We start from the raw sequence: 19,809 nt of genomic DNA on the forward strand, positions 1-19,809 counted from the left end.
TCAGTTGCGCGCGTGAATGTTCGCCGGGGCGTAACCGAAGCAACGGATACGGACAGTGACGCCGGTCGCCTTGCCAATGGCGTCATCAAGGCCGTTTATGAACCGCTCCATCACCGGGGGCGTGCGGGAAGCGGCGAGTCGATAGCGGATGTCCGCGAAAACCAGGTGGCCGCGACCGTGCCGGACAGGCACATAGATGACATGCACGGTCTCCAGCGCCGCCCGGAGGATATCCGTGCAAAGCTCGGTGCACCGGTCGGTCAGGCTTGAGAGGACCGCGTCGGATGGCATCTTGTCCGCCGGAATGAAGATCGTGACATTCGGCATCACGATCCACCTTGATCGGCCAAGCCAGTGCCGCTGCCGCTCGTCAACTGGGCCGTCATCGGCGCATAGACGTGGATGTCTTCCGGCAGATGATCGATGGCAGGCAGCAGGCCGCGGCTGACCTTGGTGAGCCAGCGGCGTTCGGGGAATTTCTCCAGCTCGACCGCTCGCATCGCGCAGGGACTATGGCCAAGCCGGATCAACGAGTCGGGGCCGTTAGCGCTCGTCAGCAGAAACTCATCGTTCCCGACCGCTGGCGCCGGGTCGAGGCTGTCATAGAGATTGCGGTGCCAGTCGGTGATGTGCTGCTGCCAGCGCGCGAAATTCCCGCCGCCCTTCCGGCGATATTCCTCGCCGGTCAGCACGTCGGGGCCGTCGATCGAGTGAAGGGCGAGATAGACGGGACTGCCGCCGCGCAACGCCTTGAACCGCTGCGAGGTATGAAAGCCGCTCACCGAGATCAGCGCCGGCAGCTTGTCCAGGCTGTAGAAGTCGTTCCATTCCGCTTCGCTGACTGGATCGGCGAAGCTGCATTCCACCGTGTAGATCATCGGACCATCCTCGGCCGGACGTGACATGCTCCGGCCTTCTCTTTCGTTGATGTCTGATCACGGTAATCATGCAATTTTGCTCTATATATCGATATTCGATCATCCTTTAGTGACTGAAAGTCATGGTGAGGTGAGCCGCGTGTTTGTTCATTGCCCTGGAGACGCCCATGCGCCGCAAGATCCCCAGCCATTCCGCGCTTATGGCGTTCGAGGCGGCGGCCCGTCATGGCAGCTTCGCACGCGCGGCCGACGAACTATCCCTGACCGAAGGTGCGATCAGCCGCCAGATCGGACGGCTGGAAGCCTTCCTCGGCGTCACGCTGTTCGAGCGGGTCGGCAATCGCGTGCGGCTTCTGCCGAACGGCGAGCGCTACGCGGCGCAGGTTCGCGAGACGCTCGACCGCTTGGAGCGCGACAGCCAGTATCTGATGGGCCAGCCGAGCGACGGCGCAAGCCTCGACATCGCCATCCTCCCGACCTTCGCCACGCGCTGGCTCATTCCCCGCTTGAGGCGGTTTCAGGAACGTTACCCGAACATCACCGTGCATCTTGCCGAGCGGATGGAGCCTTTCGTCCTCGCCGACAGCGGCTTCGACGCCGCCATCCATTTCGAGCACCCGGCCTGGACAGGAATGCGGACGCACCGGCTGCTGCACGAGGTTCTGGTGCCGGTCTGCCATCCGGTGCTGATCGACGGGAAGGATGCTGCAACGGCTCTCGATGCCCTGCCGCGCCTGCATCGCCGTCAGAACCCGGACGCCTGGCAGCGCTATGCGGAGGAGACCGGGATCGCGCTGACCAATCCGGCGATCGGCGCGCGTTATGATCTGCACGCCATGTTGATCGAGGCGGCCTTGGCTGGTCTCGGCGTGGCGCTCGTGCCGCGCCTCTATGTTGAGGCCGAGCTGTCCGATGGCCGGCTCGTCGCGCCGTGGCCGGAGGGAGCGTCGATCTCCAAGACCTTCTGCCTCATTCTGCCCGAGCCGATCCGGCTGAGCGAGAATCCGGTGCAGGTATTTGCAGACTGGATATTGCACGAGGCAGTTGTTTAAGCGCGTCGATGCTGATCGACGGTCATCAGGTCCAACGGGGGCGGGACCCGAATGATGGTGACGGTGCACTGAATTAGCCGAGGCTCCCAGCGATCGCCCATCTGGCCCGCGTCGTCATTCCCGGCATTTCGCATCACGTTACCCAGCGCGGCAACGGCCGGCCAAACCAAGTGCATCTGATCCTGACGAGGGTATCGGCATGAAGGCTCGAGAGAGGTGAGGTGATCAGGAAGGCGTCGTGCATTCTCAGGAGGTTGTATCTATGATGTTTCGACGATCAATCCAATGCTGCAGTCAGGCAGCGCGGGCCGAGAATACAATCGGGGATAGAGGAGGAATTGAGTGCACTGTCACCATAATCCTTCACCCGCTACGGCCTGATCGGCGGCAAGGTAGTCGGCGTGTCGCGCGACGCGATCATCCGCGACAAGCCGCAGGATCCGAATGCCAAGGGTAAGCTCGGGGGCGCCCTATCGGACAGCAGCGAGCCGGCGGGGCAGGAATTGATCTACTCCGCGCGGATCGCGCTCGATCGCGCCGAGATGTCGATCGACGGCAAGCGGGTGTCACTGGCGCCTGGCATGGCTGTCACCGTCGAGATCAAGACCGGCTCGCGGCGCATCATCGAATACCTGATGTCGCCGGTGCTGCGCTATCGGCAGGAGAGCTTGAGGGAAAGATGATGAACGTGAGGCGTTGGGGAGGGGCGAGTGTCGTGGGGCTGCTGTTCGCTGGGATCGCTGCAATCATTATTCATGCACAACATGCAACGCTGCGCTACCGCCTGACATTAGATGCTGAGGTTGAAGGATTGCGAGCTTCGGGTTCTTCTGTAATCGAAGTGTCTTACGCCAGGAACTTAAAGGTGCTTGGCGCTTCTGCGGAACGAACTGCGAGCGTCCGGGGAGAAGCAGTTGCCGTTGAGTTTGGAGCTTCTGGCATTGTTGTCGCACTATTAGCCGCTAACGGAAAATCCCCAACCGACCCCGAACAGCTAGCCTTGTCCGCCTTTTTCGGCAGTGGCGAAATCACGTTCGATCGCATTAGGAAATTGGCGGAAAGCGGCGATGAGGTCGACCTGCCTCCAAGTTTATTCCCTCCGGTCGTGTACCTTCGCTCCGCCAACGATCCGACGTCCGTGGAGTTCCTTACGCAGCAAGGTGGTGGGGGTGCACCGGTAACGGTGCTGGGCATTAGGTTGGCTGTTGTCAACAGCGGTGTATGGCCTCTCAACACGGTCGACCTTACCGGCGTTCAAATTACTCGCGGATTGGATCGACGGCTTCCTTGGCTGAATGATGCGAGATCTCGCGATCGCTTCTGGCAATCTCTGATCAGAAGTGGCTTTCGTTCAGCTGGTTCTATTGATTTGAAAACGATGTTTGTGAGAGGGCTTTGAGATGACTATTAGCAACCAGGATCTGCTTCTCGCGATACTTGCGATGGATGCCTATAATCGCGGCTATGGAGCGGGTCTCAAAAATCTCAATACAAGTATTGGATCCGCATCGCTGCTTCCAACATCTGCCCTTCCCGATGGGTCGCAGGCGGCCGGCTTCTTTGCTCAAGCGTATTCGCTTCAAGACGGGCAGACCGTCATTTCATATCGCGGGACAGACGTAAATTTTTCTCTCGGTGCGACGGGAAGTGATCTCCTCAATGGATACGGAGTGGGAGCGGGATCACCTTTTGGCCCTCAAGCACGATTGGCAGTTCAGTTCTATAATTCGGTCGTAAGCCAAGCGAACGTGACCGGAAATCTGCTGATGACCGGACATTCTCTGGGCGGAGGGCTCGCCGGTTATGTTGGCTCCCTATTTGGGAATTACGGTGACACTGCACTAAATTAGCCGAGGCGCTCCGCCATGGCCCGTCTCGCCCGCGTCGTCACTCCCCGAATTCCGCATCACGTCCCGGCGCGGCGGCAATGGCCGCCTGAGCCGGGCGACGACAGCGATGGGGGTGGCTGTGCGTCGCGGGACCACTCCCGTCACTGCGCCGCCTCCGCCCGCTCAAGCCGCGACCGTCTTCGCCTCCGGCTTGGCGCCGCGCTCGCGGTAGACGTGCCGCAGCACGACCTTGATGACGGCGATCAGCGGCAGCGCCAGCGCCAGTCCCCACAGGCCGAACAGCACGCCGAGGAAGATCTGCGAGGCGAACAGCGTCGCCGGCGGAATGTTGATGGCATGGCGCTGGATCAGCGGCGTGAGGATGTTGCCCTCGAGAAACTGCACCAGCAGGTAGAGCCCGAAGGCGCTCACCACCGCGGTGAAGCCGGAGCCGAGGCTCGCCAGCACGATGATGGTGCCGGCGGCGAGGGCGCCGACGGTCGGCACGAAGGTCAGAAGCCCGGCCTGGAAGCCGAGCACCAGCGCGCCGGGAATGCCGATGATGGTCAGCCCGGTCCAGGTGATGACGAAGATCGTCGCCATGGTCGTCATCTGGCCGAGCAGCCAGCGCCGCAACGTCTCGGCGGCGTCGTCGACGAGTTGCGCCGCCACCTGCCGGTGGCGCCTCGGCACGAATCCGATGAGCCCCTCCCGGTAGATTTTCGGCTGCAGCGCCAGCATCAGCCCGAGCAGGATCACCACGAAGATGTTGCCCATGGCGCCGAAGAAGCCGATCAGGATGCGTGCGGTCTGGCCAAGCACGGCGGTGGTGCCGGAAGCGATGGTGCCGGCATTGGAGAAGTCCGGCGCCCGGCTGCGCGTCGGTTCGGTGGCGGTGGTCGCATGCGTGGCAGGGCCGCCGGTCAGGGTGGTCGCCGGATCGAGGAAGCTGGTGTCGATGCCGCGTTTCTCCAGGAAGCCTTTGACGGTGCCGACCTGGGAGCGGATCGTCGTCGTCAGGGCGCTGGCCTGTTCGGCGATGGTGGCGCCGCCGAGCACGACGACGCCGGAGAACACCGTTGCCAGCAACAGGCAGACGAGGGCGAGGCGCAGGACATAGGGGCCGCCGATCGCCTGGCCGAGCAGACGGCTCAGCGCATTGAGAAAGACGCCGAACAGGATGCCGGCGAACAGCAGGAACAGCGTCGCCGCGGAATACCAGATCAGCGCCAGCAGGGCGGCGAAGGCGACAATGACGCAGCCGCCCGCGCCGATCGACCAGGCCAGGGAGCGCGGCGGGGGCTCATCGACGATCGTCATGGTATCCTCTCATGGCGTTTTGGGCGGGCGCAGCACCGATCCTTGTCGCCGAATGTTTAGTCCCGATCAAGCAAGGGCACGGCTGGCGCGCCGGGGCAAGACAAGCTCGACGACGAGACTTGGACACATGCGCACAAAACCTGGACACGGGAGACGAAAAAGGCGCCCCGAGGGGCGCCTTTGACGTCGCGTGGAGCGAAGCGGAAGATCCGCCGCCTCACACCGAGTAGTACATGTCGAACTCGACCGGGTGCGGGGTCATCTCGAAACGGGCGACCTCGGTCATCTTCAGTTCGATGTAGCTGTCGATGAAGTCGTCGTCGAACACGCCGCCGGCCTTGAGGAAGCCGCGGTCCTTGTCGAGGCTCTCCAGCGCTTCGCGCAGGCTGCCGCAAACCGTCGGGATCTGCTTCAGCTCTTCCTTCGGCAGGTCGTACAGATCCTTGTCCATGGCCGCGCCCGGATCGATCTTGTTCTTGATGCCGTCGAGGCCGGCCATCAGCATCGCCGCAAAGCCGAGATAGGGGTTCGCGGCCGGATCCGGGAAGCGGACTTCGACGCGCTTGGCCTTCGGCGAGGTGGTGTAGGGGATGCGGCAGGAGGCCGAGCGGTTGCGCGCCGAATAGGCGAGCAGCACCGGCGCTTCATAGCCCGGGACCAGACGCTTGTAGGAGTTGGTCGACGGGTTGGTGAAGGCGTTGATGGCCTTGGCGTGCTTGATGATGCCGCCGATGTAGAACAGGCAGGTCTCGGAGAGGTCGGCATACTTGTTGCCGGCGAACACCGGCTTGCCGTCCTTCCAGATCGACTGGTGCACGTGCATGCCCGAGCCGTTGTCGCCATAGACCGGCTTCGGCATGAAGGTGGCCGTCTTGCCGTAGATGTGCGCGACCTGGTGGATGCAGTACTTGTAGACCTGCATCTGGTCGGCCATCAGCGTCAGGGTGTCGAACTTCATGCCGAGTTCGTGCTGGGCGGAGGCGACCTCGTGGTGGTGCTTCTCGACCTTGACGCCCATCTTGGCCATGGCGCCGAGCATCTCGGAGCGCATGTCCTGGACGCTGTCCTGCGGCGGCACCGGGAAGTAGCCGGCCTTGGTGCGGATGCGGTGGCCGAGGTTGCCGCCTTCGTAGTCGGTGTCGGAGTTGGTCGGCAGTTCGACCTGGTCGAGCTTGAAGCCGGTGTTGTAGGGGGTCGCCGCATAGCGGACGTCGTCGAACACGAAGAATTCGGCTTCCGGACCGACGAACACCGTGTCGCCCACGCCCATGGACTTGACCATGGCCTCGGCCTTCTTGGCGATGCCGCGCGGATCGCGGTTGTAGGGCTCGCCGGTGGTCGGCTCGAGCACGTCGCAGGTCAGCACCAGCGTGGTCTCGGCGAAGAAGGGGTCGATCGATGCCGTAACCGGGTCCGGCATCAGGCACATGTCGGATTCATTGATGGCCTTCCAGCCAGCGATCGACGAACCGTCGAACATGACGCCTTCCGCGAAGGTCTCTTCCTCGATCATGCTGACGTCGAACGTCACGTGCTGCCACTTGCCGCGCGGGTCGGTAAAGCGGAAGTCGACATACTTGACGTCGTTGTCCTTGATCGTCTTGAGAACGTCTTTGGCGGTCTTCATGAGTACCCCTTGTCGTTACAGGTCGTGAAAGTCTTCACAAATCGTGAGAGGCTTGTGATGCGGCAGCGAATGCGGCCGAATGGCGGGAGGGCAGTCGGAAAAGTCGTCGGGTGTTTTTGCTCAAATAGCGTCGAGGCCGGATTCTCCAGTTCTGATGCGGATGGCTTCCTCGATATTGGACACGAAGATCTTGCCGTCGCCGATCCGGCCGGTCTGCGCGGCACGGCGGATAGCATCGATTGCCTTCTCGACCAACTCGTCGGAGATCACAATTTCGATTTTCACCTTGGGAAGAAAATCGACGATGTATTCCGCGCCCCGGTAGAGTTCGGCGTGGCCCTTCTGCCGTCCGAAGCCCTTGGCCTCGGTAACGGTGATGCCTTGCAGTCCAACCTCCTGGAGCGCTTCCTTCACCTCGTCGAGCTTGAAGGGCTTGATGATGGCCTCGATCTTCTTCACCTGAATCTCCCCGGCACTTCCAAAGCATGCAGCAGCCTGTCGTAGCACCGGACGTGCTGATCTGCCCGGCTGCGCAGCGGCGCCCCGCAACCGACGACGGATCAGCCCCATTCGCCGCGGTCGGCTGCGAGAGGCCAATTGCGGCCTGCTAAAAGCAGGGTCTGTGCCAACTTGGAAGGCATCTGGATTGTGGAGTATTATCAGCTTGTTAAATGGCCGGCGCGGAGCTTTTTTGCAGGTATCGCGGCCAGCGTCTGCCGTCTTTTTGTGCTGTCAGCTTAATTTTTAGGCTGATTTTTCGCGGTCCGGGCTGTGCTGGATCAAGTTTCGGCTGTTTGCCTGCGGATGAGGCGGCAAACCGGAGGCGGTATATGGAACTCCTGACGTCTGCGGAAATGGGGCGGGCCGACGCGCTGACCATCGGGGCGGGGACGGCCGGCTTCGTGCTGATGTCCCAGGCGGGACGGGCGGTGGCCGATGCTGCCGCCGAACTGGCGCCGGTCGGGCCGGTTCTGGTGGTGGCCGGCCCGGGCAACAATGGCGGCGACGGCTTCGTCGCGGCGACCGAGCTCGCGGCGCGCGGACGCCGGGTCGCAGTCATGCTGCTCGGCGACCGCGCCCGGCTCAAGGGTGATGCCGCCCGCGCGGCCGCGGGCTGGAGCGGGGACGTCGTTGCCGCGGATGCCGGCGCGGTCGGTCATCCCGCCCTCATCATCGACGCCCTGTTCGGCGCCGGTCTCGACCGTGAGGTCGCCGGCGCGGCCCTGGAGCTGATCCGCGCCGTCAATGCCAGCGGCGTCCCGGTGCTCGCCGTCGACCTGCCGAGCGGGGTCAACGGCACCACCGGCGCGGTCATGGGCGAGGCGGTGCGCGCCAGCGCAAGCGTGACCTTCTTCCGCCGCAAGCCGGGCCATCTGTTGTTGCCCGGCCGCCTGCGCTGCGGACCGGTGCGGGTCGCCGAGATCGGCATCGCCGCGTCGGTCCTCGATGTCGTCGCGCCGCAGACCTTCGAGAACATCCCGGAGCTGTGGCGCGCGCGGGTGCCGGTGCCGCGGATCGACGGCCACAAGTATTCCCGCGGCCATGCCGTCGTGGTGTCCGGCGGCATGGCCGCGACCGGCGCGGCCCGGCTCGCGGCGCGGGCGGCGTTGCGCGGCGGGGCGGGGCTCGTCACCGTGGCATCGCCGCGAGCGGCGCTGGCGGTCAATGCCGCGGCGCTCACGGCGGTGATGGTGCGGCCGATCGACGGCGCCGTCGAACTTGCGGCCCTGCTCGCCGATCGCCGCCACAACGCCTGCATCATCGGGCCCGGGGCCGGGGTCGGCGTCGAGACTCGTGACCTGGTGCTCACCGCCCTCGGCGATGGTCGCGGCGTGGTGCTCGATGCCGATGCCCTCACCAGCTTCGCGAGCGCTCCCGCCGACCTGTTCGACGCGGTGAAGGCGTTTCACGATCCGCAGGTGGTGATGACGCCGCATGAAGGAGAGTTTTCTCGTATTTTCAATGAATTGAAAAGAGAAGATAAAGTTCATTCAAAACTTGAACGGGCGCGCCTCGCGGCTCAGTCCAGTGGCGCCGTCGTGCTGCTCAAGGGGCCCGACACCGTGATCGCTGCTCCTGACGGCCGGGCGGCCATCACCGCCAATGCGCCGCCCTGGCTGGCCACGGCCGGCTCCGGCGATGTTCTGTCGGGCATCATCGGCGGCCTGCTGGCCCAGGCGGTTCCGGCCTTCGAGGCGGCGTGCATGGCCGCCTGGATGCACGGCGAGGCCGGTGGCGAGGCCGGCCCCGGCCTGATCGCCGAGGACCTGCCCGAGGCGTTGCCCAAGGTGTTCAGGCGATTGTTCGCAGGGCTCGCCTGACACAGCTTCTCATTCCACCATGTACCAGCGGGCGAGGCGCGGCGCGTCCCAGCGCGTCGCCATGGCTTCGATCAGCCAGGGGCCCGCCTGATCGGCCAGGAAGGCGACGCGCTGGGTCGCGCCGCCGGCCAGCAGCAGGGTGTCGAGCCAGAACGGTTTCCAGCCGTCGTCCAGCCGGTCGAGCCAGCGGAAGGCGTGGCCATGGAGATGGAAGGTCACCGGCTCGGGGGCGGGATTGCTGATCGCCACGACGCCGACGCGACCTCGCTTGATGCGGAACGCGGGCGCGGCCGTCGCATTGAGGTTCGCCGGCCGCAGCCATTCGTTGCCCGCGGAGCCCGGTTTGACATCGAGCGGCAGGTCGATCCGCAGCGCCGACGCGAGGTCGAGCTTCGCCGGCAGCCCATTGTCGGGCAGCGGGTCGGGCGGCGGCAGCGGCGCGGGGCGCACCGGATCTTCGGCGCCGTAGACGAGGCGGGCGATCGGCCGCGGCGCCTGGCCGTCGTGAAGCTGGAGGACGGCGACGGCACCGGGCCGCAGCACGGCGTCGACGAAGGCGTCGACTCGGCTGCCCGGCGCCAGCGTCAGCTGGCCGTCGCGGCTGATGAAGGGTTCGGCGGGCTGGCCGTCGATCGCCATCACCCGCACCTCGTGGCCATCCAGCCGCAGTGCGATCGGCGCACGCTGGCAGCCATTGATGAAGCGCAGCCGCAGCCGCTGGTGGCTGCGGACCGCGATGTCCAGCGACGGCCGACCGTTGATGGTGAAGAGGGCCGGCGAGGCTGTGGCCGCCGTGCCCGGCGCGGCGGTGCCGCCATTTTGCGCAAGGCGCCAGTCCTCGATCAGCATGAGGATGTCGCGGTCGACCGCCACCGCGTCGCGTTCGGCCACGGTGAGGCCGAGCGCCGGCAGCGCGTGGTCCTGGCCGTCGCCGAGCAGCCGGGCGTCGCACAGCACCGTGCCGGCGTGGCGCAGCGCCAGCGCCGCGGTCGTGGTCTGGCCGGGGAGCAGCGGCGGCCGCGCCGCCAGCGGCTCGATCGCGGCTCCGCCGCCGCCGCGCCAGCTCAGCGCCAGCGGCGCGGCGACGGCGTTGTCGAGGCTGAGCTGAAGCTCGCTGCCCTGAAGGAGCGGCGAGGGGAGCGCGGTCTCGAACATCCAGCCGGCGGCTTGGGAGCCGTCGCCGCGCAGGTCGATGCCGCCCGGCTTGACCCGGAGTGACAGGACCGGTCGCGTCGCCTCGACCGGTCCCCTGGCCGGGGCGGGCTGGCTGGCCGCAGGCCGCGGCAGGGCGGCGGCGAGGGCGCCGGCCAGCACGGCGCGGCGGTCGGGGCGCAGGTTTCTCAATGTCATGATCGATGCGGACCATGTCGGCGCCGGCCTGTCCAGAGCCGGCGGCCGCGGCGTCGCGTCGCCGTCCCGGGGTGTCGTGCCAGGAGGGCCATTTTTTTGCTGCGAACAGGTGCGCCCATGTTATAAGCCCGCCGCTCGCGGCATCGCCGCCAGATCAGAGGCGCCTCGCGGGCGTGGCGGAATTGGTAGACGCGCTGGATTTAGGTTCCAGTGACGAAAGTTGTGGGGGTTCGAGTCCCTCCGCCCGCACCATCCCCGACGCGGACGAGACGTCGACGCCTCCCACAGCCGGGATGTCCGGTTGCGGCTGGCTGCCGTCGCGAGCCGCGAAGCGAAATTGATTGCAACCCCCGGTCGCCGGACCGGCGAAGGAAGAAGACGAGCGCCATGCAGGTGAAAGAGACCGTCGCCGACGGACTGAAGCACGAGTTCCAGGTCAGCCTCCCGGCCGCCGAGATCGAGGCCAAGATCGATGCCCGCCTGGTCGACCTCAAGGACAAGGTCCGCCTCAACGGCTTCCGTCCCGGCAAGGTGCCGCTCGCCCATCTCAAGAAGGTCTATGGCCGTTCCGTCGGCGCGGAAACCGTCGAACAGCTGATCCGCGACACCAATGCCCAGATCTTCACCGAGCGCGGCTTCCGCCTGGCGACCGAGCCCAAGGTCACCATGCCGACCGAGACCAAGGAGATCGAGGACGTCATCGACGGCAAGTCCGATCTCAACTACTCCGTGGCGATCGAAGTGGTGCCGGCGATCCAGCTCGCCGACTTCAAGAGCTTCAACGTCGAGAAGCCGGTCGCCGAGGTGACCGAGGCCGATATCGACGAGGCGATCAAGCGCATCGCCGACCAGAACCGCCCCTTCGAAGACAAGGGCGCCGGCGTCAAGGCGGAGAACGGCGATCGCGTCACCGTTTCGTTCAAGGGCACCATCGACGGCACCGCCTTCGACGGCGGCACTGCCGAGGACATCCAGGTGGTGATCGGATCGGGCAGCTTCATTCCCGGCTTCGAGGACCAGCTCGTCGGCATCGGCGAGGGTGAGACCCGCACCGTCAAGGTGTCCTTTCCGACCAACTACGCGGCGGCCAATCTCGCCGGCAAGGCGGCCGAGTTCGAGACCACCGCGAGCAAGGTCGAGGCCCCGAAGGATGCGGTCATCGACGACGAATTCGCCAAGAGCCTCGGCCTCGAATCCCTCGACAAGCTCAAGGAGATCATGCGCGAGCGCCTGACCCAGGAATTCGCCGGCGCCACCCGCCAGCGCGTCAAGCGCATGCTGCTCGACCGCCTCGACGAGGCCCACCGCTTCGATCCGCCGCCGTCGCTGGTGGAGGAAGAGTTCAATCTGATGTGGAATTCGATCAAGGCGGAGATGGAATCGAGCGGCCGCAGCTTCGCCGACGAGAACACCACCGAGGAGGCGGCGCGCGAGGAATACCACAAGATCGCCGACCGCCGCGTCCGCCTTGGTCTCGTGCTGTCCGAGATCGGCGACAAGAACAAGATCACGGTGACCGACGACGAGGTCAGCCGCGCCGTGGTCGAGCGCGCCCGCCAGATGCCGGGCCGCGAGAAGGAAGTGTGGGATTTCTATCGCAAGAATCCCAGCGCGCTCGCCCAGCTCCGCGCCCCGATCTACGAGGACAAGGTCGTCGACTTCATCCTCGAGCTCGCCAACGTGACCGACAAGAAGGTCAGCCGCGAGGAGCTCTACAAGGACGACGACGAGAAGAGCGCGGCCTGACGCTTCGGCCTCGGCCGGATAGCAGCGGCGCGTTAAGCATGTCGACCGATCGGCGCCCCACCGGGCGCCGATCGCTGGTTCGCCCGGGGCGAATCGGCTTCAACTTCCGCCCGGAATGCGGGCGCCGGCCGGCGCCTTTCCTCTCGCGGGGCGGTCTTGCCGGCTTGCGATCGGGGCTTATCTTACCTCCCGCATCATGGGGCGCCCGGTGCCGGTCTGCGAGGCAAGCCGCCCCGCGCGGCGGTCGCTCCCAACCTCAGGTGATTCATGCGCGATCCGGTAGAAACCTACATGAACCTGGTGCCGATGGTGGTCGAGCAGACCAACCGCGGCGAACGGGCCTACGACATTTTTTCGCGGCTTCTCAAGGAGCGCATCATCTTCCTGACCGGCCCGGTCGAGGACGGCATGGCGACGCTGGCTGTCGCCCAGCTGCTGTTCCTCGAGGCGGAGAATCCGAAGAAGGAAATCTCGATGTACATCAATTCGCCGGGCGGCGTCGTCACCGCTGGCCTGGCGATCTACGACACCATGCAGTTCATCCGTCCGCCGGTGTCGACGTTGTGCACCGGCCAGGCCGCCTCGATGGGCTCGCTGCTGCTCGCCGCCGGCGCCAAGGACATGCGCTTCGCCCTGCCGAACGCGCGGATCATGGTGCACCAGCCGTCCGGCGGCTTCCAGGGCCAGGCCACCGACATCATGCTGCACGCCCAGGAAATCCTGAACCTCAAGAAGCGGCTCAACGAGATCTATGTCAAGCACACCGGTCAGCCCTACCAGGCGATCGAAGACGCGCTCGAGCGTGACAAATTCCTCACCGCCGAGATGGCCAAGGATTTCGGCCTGATCGACAAGGTGCTCGAGAAGCGTCCCGAGGAGCATGCGGTGCCGAAGCCGGCGATCTGAGGTTTCGACACGTCACGGTCAATGCGCAAGGCGCCGCGACGCGGCGCCTTTTCGTTGTCGCAGATCGTCGTCGCGCGTCGTCGTCGCGCCGCTTCGCATCGTCGTGGCGGCGACGCTCCGACGACGATCCGCAACGGCTGCGCGAGGCCGGGAATTTGTCGGTATCGCGCTTCGCGACGCAGAGACATCGACTGGTCTTTCAGTACCGTCACGGGCGAGGTTTCGCCGGATCGTGTCGCGCGTGACGTGTCGCGCTTCCGACCACGCCGGCGATGTCGCGACTGCCGCGCGAGGGGGTGGATTCATTGCTTGAGCGCGTTGTTCGCGGCGGCTCCGGCGCTTCGGAGCGTGACTTCGTGGCCACGCTGGCGGCGTGAATTCGTCATTCGCTGCCCCCAGCATCATTATGATTTTAGTGCGGTTTTGGATCCGACGCACGCATGAAGAGCTCGCTGCGATGTTGAAACGAGCGTCAGATCGACCGCACGAGCTGGAATTTGCCGTGCGAAGGTCGTGCAAATGACCCAAATCAAGTTAGATTCGCGATCTTGGGACTTTCCTCGGATTAGCGAATTCTTGATAGTCGGTTGGCACCATGGTTCGATGGCGTCGTTCGGGTATAATCCAGCAGGATTGTTCGAGTGCGAACCGATCCGATTCGTGCGACATCTGAATTGAAGGGGTCTTTTCTGGTACGGTTTTTGCTCCTATCTACCCCAAGCCCCGGTCTGTGCCGGGGCGGAGCGATCGTCCGGTCGAGATCGAGCGGCAGACGGAGACAGGAATGAGCAAGGTCGGTACGAGCGATTCAAAGAACACCCTCTATTGCTCGTTCTGCGGGAAGAGCCAGCATGAAGTTCGCAAGCTGATTGCCGGTCCGACCGTCTTCATCTGCGATGAATGCGTCGAGCTGTGCATGGATATCATCCGCGAGGAGAACAAGTCCTCGCTGGTGAAGTCGCGCGACGGCATCCCGACGCCGAAGGAAATCTGCAAGGTGCTTGACGACTATGTCATCGGCCAGCAGCATGCGAAGAAGGTGCTCTCGGTGGCGGTGCATAACCACTACAAGCGCCTCAACCACCAGACCAAGCACAACGACGTCGAACTGGCGAAGTCGAACATCCTGCTGATCGGGCCCACCGGCTCGGGCAAGACGCTGCTGGCGCAGACGCTCGCCCGCATCCTCGACGTGCCGTTCACCATGGCGGATGCGACGACGCTGACCGAAGCCGGCTATGTCGGCGAGGACGTCGAGAACATCATCCTCAAGCTGCTGCAGGCCGCCGACTACAACGTCGAGCGGGCGCAGCGCGGCATCGTCTATATCGACGAGATCGACAAGATCTCGCGCAAGTCCGACAACCCCTCGATCACCCGCGACGTGTCGGGCGAGGGCGTGCAGCAGGCGCTGCTCAAGATCATGGAAGGCACCGTGGCGTCGGTGCCGCCGCAGGGTGGCCGCAAGCATCCGCAGCAGGAATTCCTGCAGGTGGACACCACCAACATCCTGTTCATCTGCGGTGGCGCCTTCTCCGGCCTGGAGAAGATCATCTCGGCACGCGGACGTTCGACTTCGATCGGTTTCGCCGCCCAGGTGATGGCGCCGGAAGACCGCCGCACCGGCGAGATCTTCCGCGAGGTCGAACCCGAGGATCTGCTGAAGTACGGCCTGATCCCGGAATTCGTCGGTCGCCTGCCGGTGGTGGCGACGCTGGAGGACCTCGACGAGAGCTCGCTGAAGAAGATCCTGCAGGAGCCGAAGAACGCGTTGGTGAAGCAGTACCAGCGTCTGTTCGAGATGGAGAATATCGAGCTGACCTTCGCCGACGAGGCGCTTGGCGCCATCGCCCGCAAGGCGATCGAGCGCAAGACCGGCGCTCGCGGCCTGCGTTCGATCATGGAGGGTATCCTGCTCGAAACCATGTTCGACCTGCCGGGCCTCGAGGGGGTCGAGGAGGTGGTGATCTCGCGCGATGTCGTCGAGGCCACCGCGCGCCCGCTGTACATTTACGCCGACCGGTCCGACCGGGCGGTGGAGAACAGCGCCAGCGCCTGACGCCCGGCATCATTGTTGTTCACACCTGCGGCCGCCGGAGCGATCCGGCGGCCGCATTTTTTTGTGCGCGGTCCCGCTCGACTGGTTTGAAGTGACGGGAAGTGGCGGTGTCGACACAGGTTCACGGCACGGGTTTTGCTCGGCAACCAGAGCGGTTGAAGGAGCTTGCGCCACATCGGGCGTTCACTTGACACCCGGGAAGGCCATAGCCACCTTAATGATCGCTGCGGCACTGAAATCTCTTCGGGATTCGTTGTCGTTTCGACCCCGACAGACGGGGGACCGCGCCCGCGGTCACTGGCTCAAGAGAGCCCCCGGTCTGGCAGGCACACTGGCACCCTGTGGCAATCGCGTCCTGGCGGCGGGTTGCGGGCAGGGGGGCACAACACAAGGATCAACGGCATGACTGCCCCCAAGTCTCGGCCAACAATCGTCCACGGCGAAAGCCATTCCTATCCGGTCCTGCCGCTTCGCGACATCGTGGTTTTCCCGCACATGATCGTGCCGCTGTTCGTCGGCCGCGAGAAGTCGATCCGTGCGCTCGAAGAAGTGATGAAGAACGACGCGTTGATCATGCTGGCGACGCAGAAGAACGCGTCCGACGATGATCCGAGCCCGGATTCGATCTACGAGATCGGTACGCTGGCGAGCGTGCTGCAGCTCCTCAAGCTGCCCGACGGCACCGTCAAGGTGCTGGTCGAGGGCCTCGAGCGCGCGCGCGTCACCAAATATGCCGACCGCCCCGACTATTACGAAGCGACTGCGACCGCGCTCGCCGACGCCGATGCCGACAGCGTCGAGGCCGAGGCGATGGCGCGTTCGGTGGTGGCCGAGTTCGAGAGCTACGTGAAGCTCAACAAGAAGATTTCCGCGGAAGTCGTCGGCGTCGTCCAGCAGATCACGGACTTCGCCAAGCTCGCGGACACCGTCGCTTCGCATCTCGCCGTCAAGATCTCCGATCGTCAGGCGATCCTGGAGACGCTGTCGGTGTCGCAGCGTCTCGAGAAGGTGCTCGGCATGATGGAGAGCGAGATCTCCGTGCTGCAGGTCGAGAAGAAGATCCGCTCGCGCGTCAAGCGCCAGATGGAGAAGACCCAGCGCGAGTACTATCTCAACGAGCAGATGAAGGCGATCCAGAAGGAGCTCGGCGACGACGAAGGCCGCGACGAGCTCGCCGATCTGGAAGAGAAGATCAAGAAGACCAAGCTCTCCAAGGAAGCGCGGGACAAGGCCCAGCACGAGCTCAAGAAGCTGCGCCAGATGTCGCCGATGTCCGCGGAAGCGACGGTGGTCCGCAACTATCTCGATTGGCTGCTGTCGATCCCGTGGGGCAAGAAGTCCAAGGTCAAGAAGGACCTCGCCGCCGCACAGGAAGTGCTCGACGCCGATCACTATGGCCTGGAGAAGGTCAAGGACCGCATTGTCGAGTATCTCGCGGTGCAGTCGCGCGCCAACAAACTGACCGGACCGATCCTGTGCCTCGTCGGGCCTCCGGGCGTCGGCAAGACCTCGCTCGGCAAGTCGATCGCCAAGGCGACCGGACGCGAGTTCGTCCGCGTCTCGCTCGGCGGCGTGCGTGACGAAGCCGAGATCCGCGGTCACCGCCGCACCTATATCGGCTCGATGCCCGGCAAGATCATCCAGTCGATGCGCAAGGCAAAGACCTCGAACCCGCTGTTCCTGCTGGACGAGATCGACAAGATGGGCGCCGATTTCCGCGGCGATCCGTCATCGGCCCTGCTCGAGGTGCTCGATCCGGAACAGAACGGCACCTTCAACGACCATTACCTGGAGGTCGACTACGATCTCTCCAGCGTGATGTTCATCACCACCGCGAATACGCTCAATATTCCCGGACCGCTGATGGACCGCATGGAGATCATCCGGATCGCCGGCTACACCGAGAACGAGAAGGTCGAGATCGCGCGCAAGCACCTGATCCCGAACGCCGTGTCCAAGCACGGCCTCGACTCCAAGGAGTTCTCGATCGACGACGAGGCGCTCTTGCTCCTCATCCGCCGCTATACGCGGGAGGCGGGCGTGCGCAATCTCGAGCGTGAGCTCTCGACCCTGGCCCGCAAGGCCGTCAAGGAGCTGATGCTGTCGAAGAAGAAGTCGGTGAAGGTCAACGAGAAGACCGTCGAGGAGTATCTCGGCGTGCCGAAGTACCGCTACGGCGAGATCGAGAGCGACGATCAGGTCGGCGTGGTCACGGGGCTCGCCTGGACCGATGTCGGCGGCGAGCTGCTCACCGTCGAAGGCGTGATGATGCCCGGCAAGGGCCGCATGACGGTGACCGGCAACCTGCGCGATGTCATGAAGGAATCGATCTCGGCGGCGGCGTCCTATGTCCGCTCGCGGGCGATCACCTTCGGCATCGAGCCGCCGCTGTTCGACCGCCGCGACATCCACGTCCACGTGCCGGAAGGCGCGACCCCCAAGGACGGTCCGTCCGCGGGCGTGGCGATGGCCACCACCATCGTGTCGGTGCTGACCGGCATTCCGATCCGCCGCGACATCGCCATGACCGGCGAGATCACGCTGCGTGGCCGGGTGCTGCCGATCGGCGGCCTCAAGGAGAAGCTGCTGGCGGCGGCGCGGGGCGGCATCAAGACGGTGCTGATCCCCGACGAGAACGCCAAGGATCTCTCCGAGATCCCCGACGCCATCAAGGGCGGCCTGGAGATCGTGCCGGTCGCCCGCATGGACGAGGTGATCAAGCGGGCCCTGGTGCGCCAGCCGCAGCCGATCGTGTGGGAGGAGGACACCTCCACCCCGCCGGCCAAGGAGGCGGACGATCTGCCGGGTCTCACCGCGCACTGAGCGGTTTGCCTTCACTGCAAATGACGACGGCGCCCCGCGAGGGGCGCCGTTCTTGTTCGGCGAGTGCCGTCGGGGCGCCGGAACTGCCAATGGGAGGACGGACGTCGGTGGGCTTTCGCCGCGCGTCGCAGCTTCTAGTGTGGCGTCTCGCAATTGCCTATGCCCTTTGCGGCAAGCCCCTGTAGGCAATTGCGAGACATAAGCCACACTAGCTTTTTGATTTTGCTAGTGTCCCAATGTCTCCGAATAACCGTGCGAGGGTGAGGCAAACGAAGCGGTAATTCGGAGACGGGACACTAGTGCCTTGCGCAGCCGTCCCGGGCGAGGCTAAACAGAGGGCCGGCCGCTTCCTCTCCGGAGTAGCCTGGTGGCCCGATGGCGTTCGGGCGGTTAGCTCAGCTGGTTAGAGCGCCTGCTTTACACGCAGGATGTCGGGAGTTCGAATCTCTCACCGCCTACCAAACGCCTCGCACGCCCTCCTGTCACTGCGTCAGTGCCATCCACCCTCCGTCGCCGCGATGGCGGCGACCCAAGGCGGCGGGGCGGGCTGGCCACGGTGCAATGCCTTGCCGACTTCGCAGATCGCGACGAACGCGCTCGAGCGGGCCTCCTCGATCTCGAGCGATTGCTCGCCCCAGCTGCGTCGCGCCAGCTCCACCATCTCGTTGAGGATCGCGAGCGCGGCCTGCGGTTCGGCCGACTGGGCGGTCGTCAAGGCCAGCACCACGCGGCGCGCTCCGTCATGTTCGGTCACGACGATGGAGCCCTCACGCGCGCTGTTCCCAGATCATCGCCAGATGGACCAGGGTGTCCACCGCCCGTTCCATGTCCTGGCGGCTGACCCATTCCAGCCGCGAATGGAAGGCGTGCTCGGCGGCGAAGATGTCGGGTCGGGGCAGGCCCATGAAGGACAGCCGCGAGCCGTCGGTGCCGCCGATCGCACAGTGCGGCATTTCCGGACGCGTGATCAGGAGGCGTACCAGATCCATGATCTCGGCGACGCGCGCCTTGAACATGAGGGAGGATGATGTCGCCGCGTCCGCGACCGACGAGAGAATTCCCGCCGGCGTCGCACAGGCGACCGAGCCGCGCGGTAACCAACGCAAAAGCCTCGGACGATGCGGGGCTTTGCGTTTCGGCGCGTTGGCGGCAACGCCTTCGTTACTTTGGCGAAGGCGGTGGAGGTGATGGGGGCGGGCAGCACTGGTCGCCGCAGACATGGTAGCCGCTCGGACAGTACATGTCCTTGCAGCAATTCTCGCCGCATCTGTGAGTCCCCGCGGGACAATAGGCTTGGGCGAGAAGCACCCGGCCCGATGCCGCAAGGGGCGCGGAAAACTGGGACGAGGCAATCAGGATCGACATTGAAAGGGCAGCAATCAGCTTCATTGTCTTCCTCCCTTGTGTTCGCGTGCAATATTGCCCGGTTGGGTTTTACTCGCTTGATTCATGTCAAAGGCATGGATCGCACCGATGCGCGCCGGCATGGCGGCACACAACGGCAGGGGGCGCCGCGCGCTGCTTCAGCCCGGTGCGGCGCGTCACTGTCGATTGGGCGATTGGGGATTGCTCGCCGCAGCCGCTGCGCGGACCTCCGTTCGCGCGAGGGCTCGGCCTTCGTCTACCGCGTCAGCGCCACCCACCGCTCCGTCGCCGCAATCGCCGCCGCCCACGGCGGCAGGGCGGGCTGGCCGCGGTGCAATGCCTTGCCGACTTCGCAGATCGCGACGAACGCGCTCGATCGGGCCTCCTCGATCTCGAGCGATTGCTCGCCCCAGCTGCGTCGCGCCAGCTCCACCATCTCGTTGAGGATCGCGAGCGCGGCCTGCGGTTCGGCCGTCTGGGCGGTCGTCAAGGCCAGCACCAGGCGGCGCGCTTCGTCATGTTCGGTCACGACG

The 19,809-nt window shown here is 64.8% G+C and carries 16 protein-coding genes, 2 tRNA genes and 2 pseudogenes; 11 read left to right on the forward strand and 9 right to left on the reverse strand.

The features are described 5' to 3' along the window. Entirely contained in the window at nucleotides 1–327 is a 327-nt protein-coding gene (locus DB459_RS20390; protein WP_253707112.1) for a hypothetical protein, read from the reverse strand. After that, nucleotides 327–905 (reverse strand): sugar ABC transporter, encoded by a 579-nt coding sequence (locus DB459_RS20395; RefSeq protein ID WP_253707114.1) that lies wholly within the window; start codon nucleotides 903–905, stop codon nucleotides 327–329. The genes DB459_RS20390 and DB459_RS20395 overlap by 1 nt, the downstream gene beginning before the upstream one ends. A 140-nt stretch (nucleotides 906–1,045) precedes the next feature. Here DB459_RS20395 and DB459_RS20400 point away from each other — a divergent pair, with 140 nt between their 5' ends. The 4 genes and pseudogenes from DB459_RS20400 to DB459_RS20415 all read left to right on the forward strand — a co-directional run bounded on the left by DB459_RS20400 (nucleotide 1,046) and on the right by DB459_RS20415 (nucleotide 3,780). Further along, nucleotides 1,046–1,930 (forward strand): LysR substrate-binding domain-containing protein, encoded by an 885-nt coding sequence (locus DB459_RS20400; protein ID WP_253707116.1) that lies wholly within the window; start codon nucleotides 1,046–1,048, stop codon nucleotides 1,928–1,930. Between the two features lie 359 nt (nucleotides 1,931–2,289). Continuing rightward, nucleotides 2,290–2,613, forward strand: a pseudogene (locus DB459_RS20405) (HlyD family type I secretion periplasmic adaptor subunit); the annotation flags it as partial. A gap of 32 nt (nucleotides 2,614–2,645) precedes the next feature. After that, nucleotides 2,646–3,329: a hypothetical protein gene (locus tag DB459_RS20410; RefSeq protein ID WP_253707118.1), complete on the forward strand. Its 684-nt coding sequence runs from the start codon at nucleotides 2,646–2,648 to the stop codon at nucleotides 3,327–3,329. 1 nt (nucleotide 3,330) lies between these two features. Further along, on the forward strand, nucleotides 3,331–3,780 hold the full coding sequence (locus DB459_RS20415) for an Mbeg1-like protein (protein ID WP_253707120.1): 450 nt from the start codon (nucleotides 3,331–3,333) through the stop codon (nucleotides 3,778–3,780). A gap of 162 nt (nucleotides 3,781–3,942) precedes the next feature. On the opposite strand, the gene DB459_RS20420 is transcribed toward DB459_RS20415, so the two are convergent. The 3 genes from DB459_RS20420 to DB459_RS20430 form a co-directional block, all read right to left on the reverse strand. Beyond that, nucleotides 3,943–5,079, reverse strand: coding sequence for an AI-2E family transporter (locus tag DB459_RS20420; protein WP_253707122.1), 1,137 nt, complete (start codon nucleotides 5,077–5,079; stop codon nucleotides 3,943–3,945). Nucleotides 5,080–5,296: 217 nt separating this feature from the next. Next, the gene (gene glnA, locus DB459_RS20425; protein WP_253707133.1) at nucleotides 5,297–6,706 is read right to left on the reverse strand and encodes a type I glutamate--ammonia ligase; all 1,410 of its coding nucleotides are present in this window, start codon (nucleotides 6,704–6,706) and stop codon (nucleotides 5,297–5,299) included. A 120-nt stretch (nucleotides 6,707–6,826) separates the two neighbouring features. Further along, nucleotides 6,827–7,165 (reverse strand): P-II family nitrogen regulator, encoded by a 339-nt coding sequence (locus DB459_RS20430; protein WP_027537227.1) that lies wholly within the window; start codon nucleotides 7,163–7,165, stop codon nucleotides 6,827–6,829. Nucleotides 7,166–7,536: 371 nt separating this feature from the next. Here DB459_RS20430 and DB459_RS20435 point away from each other — a divergent pair, with 371 nt between their 5' ends. Beyond that, nucleotides 7,537–9,027: an NAD(P)H-hydrate dehydratase gene (locus DB459_RS20435; RefSeq protein WP_253707135.1), complete on the forward strand. Its 1,491-nt coding sequence runs from the start codon at nucleotides 7,537–7,539 to the stop codon at nucleotides 9,025–9,027. 9 nt (nucleotides 9,028–9,036) lie between these two features. Here DB459_RS20435 and DB459_RS20440 read toward each other — a convergent pair whose 3' ends face one another. Beyond that, on the reverse strand, nucleotides 9,037–10,377 hold the full coding sequence (locus DB459_RS20440) for a multicopper oxidase family protein (RefSeq protein WP_253707137.1): 1,341 nt from the start codon (nucleotides 10,375–10,377) through the stop codon (nucleotides 9,037–9,039). Nucleotides 10,378–10,544: 167 nt separating this feature from the next. Between DB459_RS20440 and DB459_RS20445 the strand changes: the two genes are divergently transcribed. From DB459_RS20445 to DB459_RS20470, 6 genes are all read left to right on the forward strand, one after another. Beyond that, nucleotides 10,545–10,629: transfer RNA gene (locus DB459_RS20445), tRNA-Leu, on the forward strand. A 135-nt stretch (nucleotides 10,630–10,764) separates the two neighbouring features. Continuing rightward, nucleotides 10,765–12,123 (forward strand): trigger factor, encoded by a 1,359-nt coding sequence (gene tig / locus DB459_RS20450; RefSeq protein WP_253707140.1) that lies wholly within the window; start codon nucleotides 10,765–10,767, stop codon nucleotides 12,121–12,123. A 267-nt stretch (nucleotides 12,124–12,390) separates the two neighbouring features. Beyond that, the gene (locus DB459_RS20455) at nucleotides 12,391–13,029 is read left to right on the forward strand and encodes an ATP-dependent Clp protease proteolytic subunit (RefSeq protein ID WP_253707142.1); all 639 of its coding nucleotides are present in this window, start codon (nucleotides 12,391–12,393) and stop codon (nucleotides 13,027–13,029) included. A gap of 784 nt (nucleotides 13,030–13,813) precedes the next feature. Next, on the forward strand, nucleotides 13,814–15,088 hold the full coding sequence (clpX, locus tag DB459_RS20460; RefSeq protein ID WP_253707144.1) for an ATP-dependent Clp protease ATP-binding subunit ClpX: 1,275 nt from the start codon (nucleotides 13,814–13,816) through the stop codon (nucleotides 15,086–15,088). Nucleotides 15,089–15,490: 402 nt separating this feature from the next. Further along, nucleotides 15,491–17,911: an endopeptidase La gene (lon, locus tag DB459_RS20465; protein WP_253707146.1), complete on the forward strand. Its 2,421-nt coding sequence runs from the start codon at nucleotides 15,491–15,493 to the stop codon at nucleotides 17,909–17,911. A gap of 384 nt (nucleotides 17,912–18,295) precedes the next feature. Next, a tRNA-Val gene (locus DB459_RS20470) sits at nucleotides 18,296–18,372 on the forward strand. Nucleotides 18,373–18,401: 29 nt separating this feature from the next. On the opposite strand, the gene DB459_RS20475 is transcribed toward DB459_RS20470, so the two are convergent. From DB459_RS20475 to DB459_RS20485, 3 genes and pseudogenes are all read right to left on the reverse strand, one after another. Next, nucleotides 18,402–18,665 carry a hypothetical protein gene (locus DB459_RS20475; RefSeq protein WP_371926791.1) on the reverse strand — a complete coding sequence of 88 codons (264 nt, stop codon included), beginning with the start codon at nucleotides 18,663–18,665 and terminating at the stop codon, nucleotides 18,402–18,404. A gap of 13 nt (nucleotides 18,666–18,678) precedes the next feature. Continuing rightward, nucleotides 18,679–18,846 (reverse strand): annotated as a pseudogene (locus tag DB459_RS20480) (peptidase T); the annotation flags it as partial. 686 nt (nucleotides 18,847–19,532) lie between these two features. After that, the gene (locus tag DB459_RS20485) at nucleotides 19,533–19,805 is read right to left on the reverse strand and encodes a hypothetical protein (protein WP_253707148.1); all 273 of its coding nucleotides are present in this window, start codon (nucleotides 19,803–19,805) and stop codon (nucleotides 19,533–19,535) included. Nucleotides 19,806–19,809: the final 4 nt, after the last annotated feature.

The organism is Bradyrhizobium sp. WD16 (assembly GCF_024181725.1).
GTDB lineage: Bacteria > Pseudomonadota > Alphaproteobacteria > Rhizobiales > Xanthobacteraceae > Bradyrhizobium_A.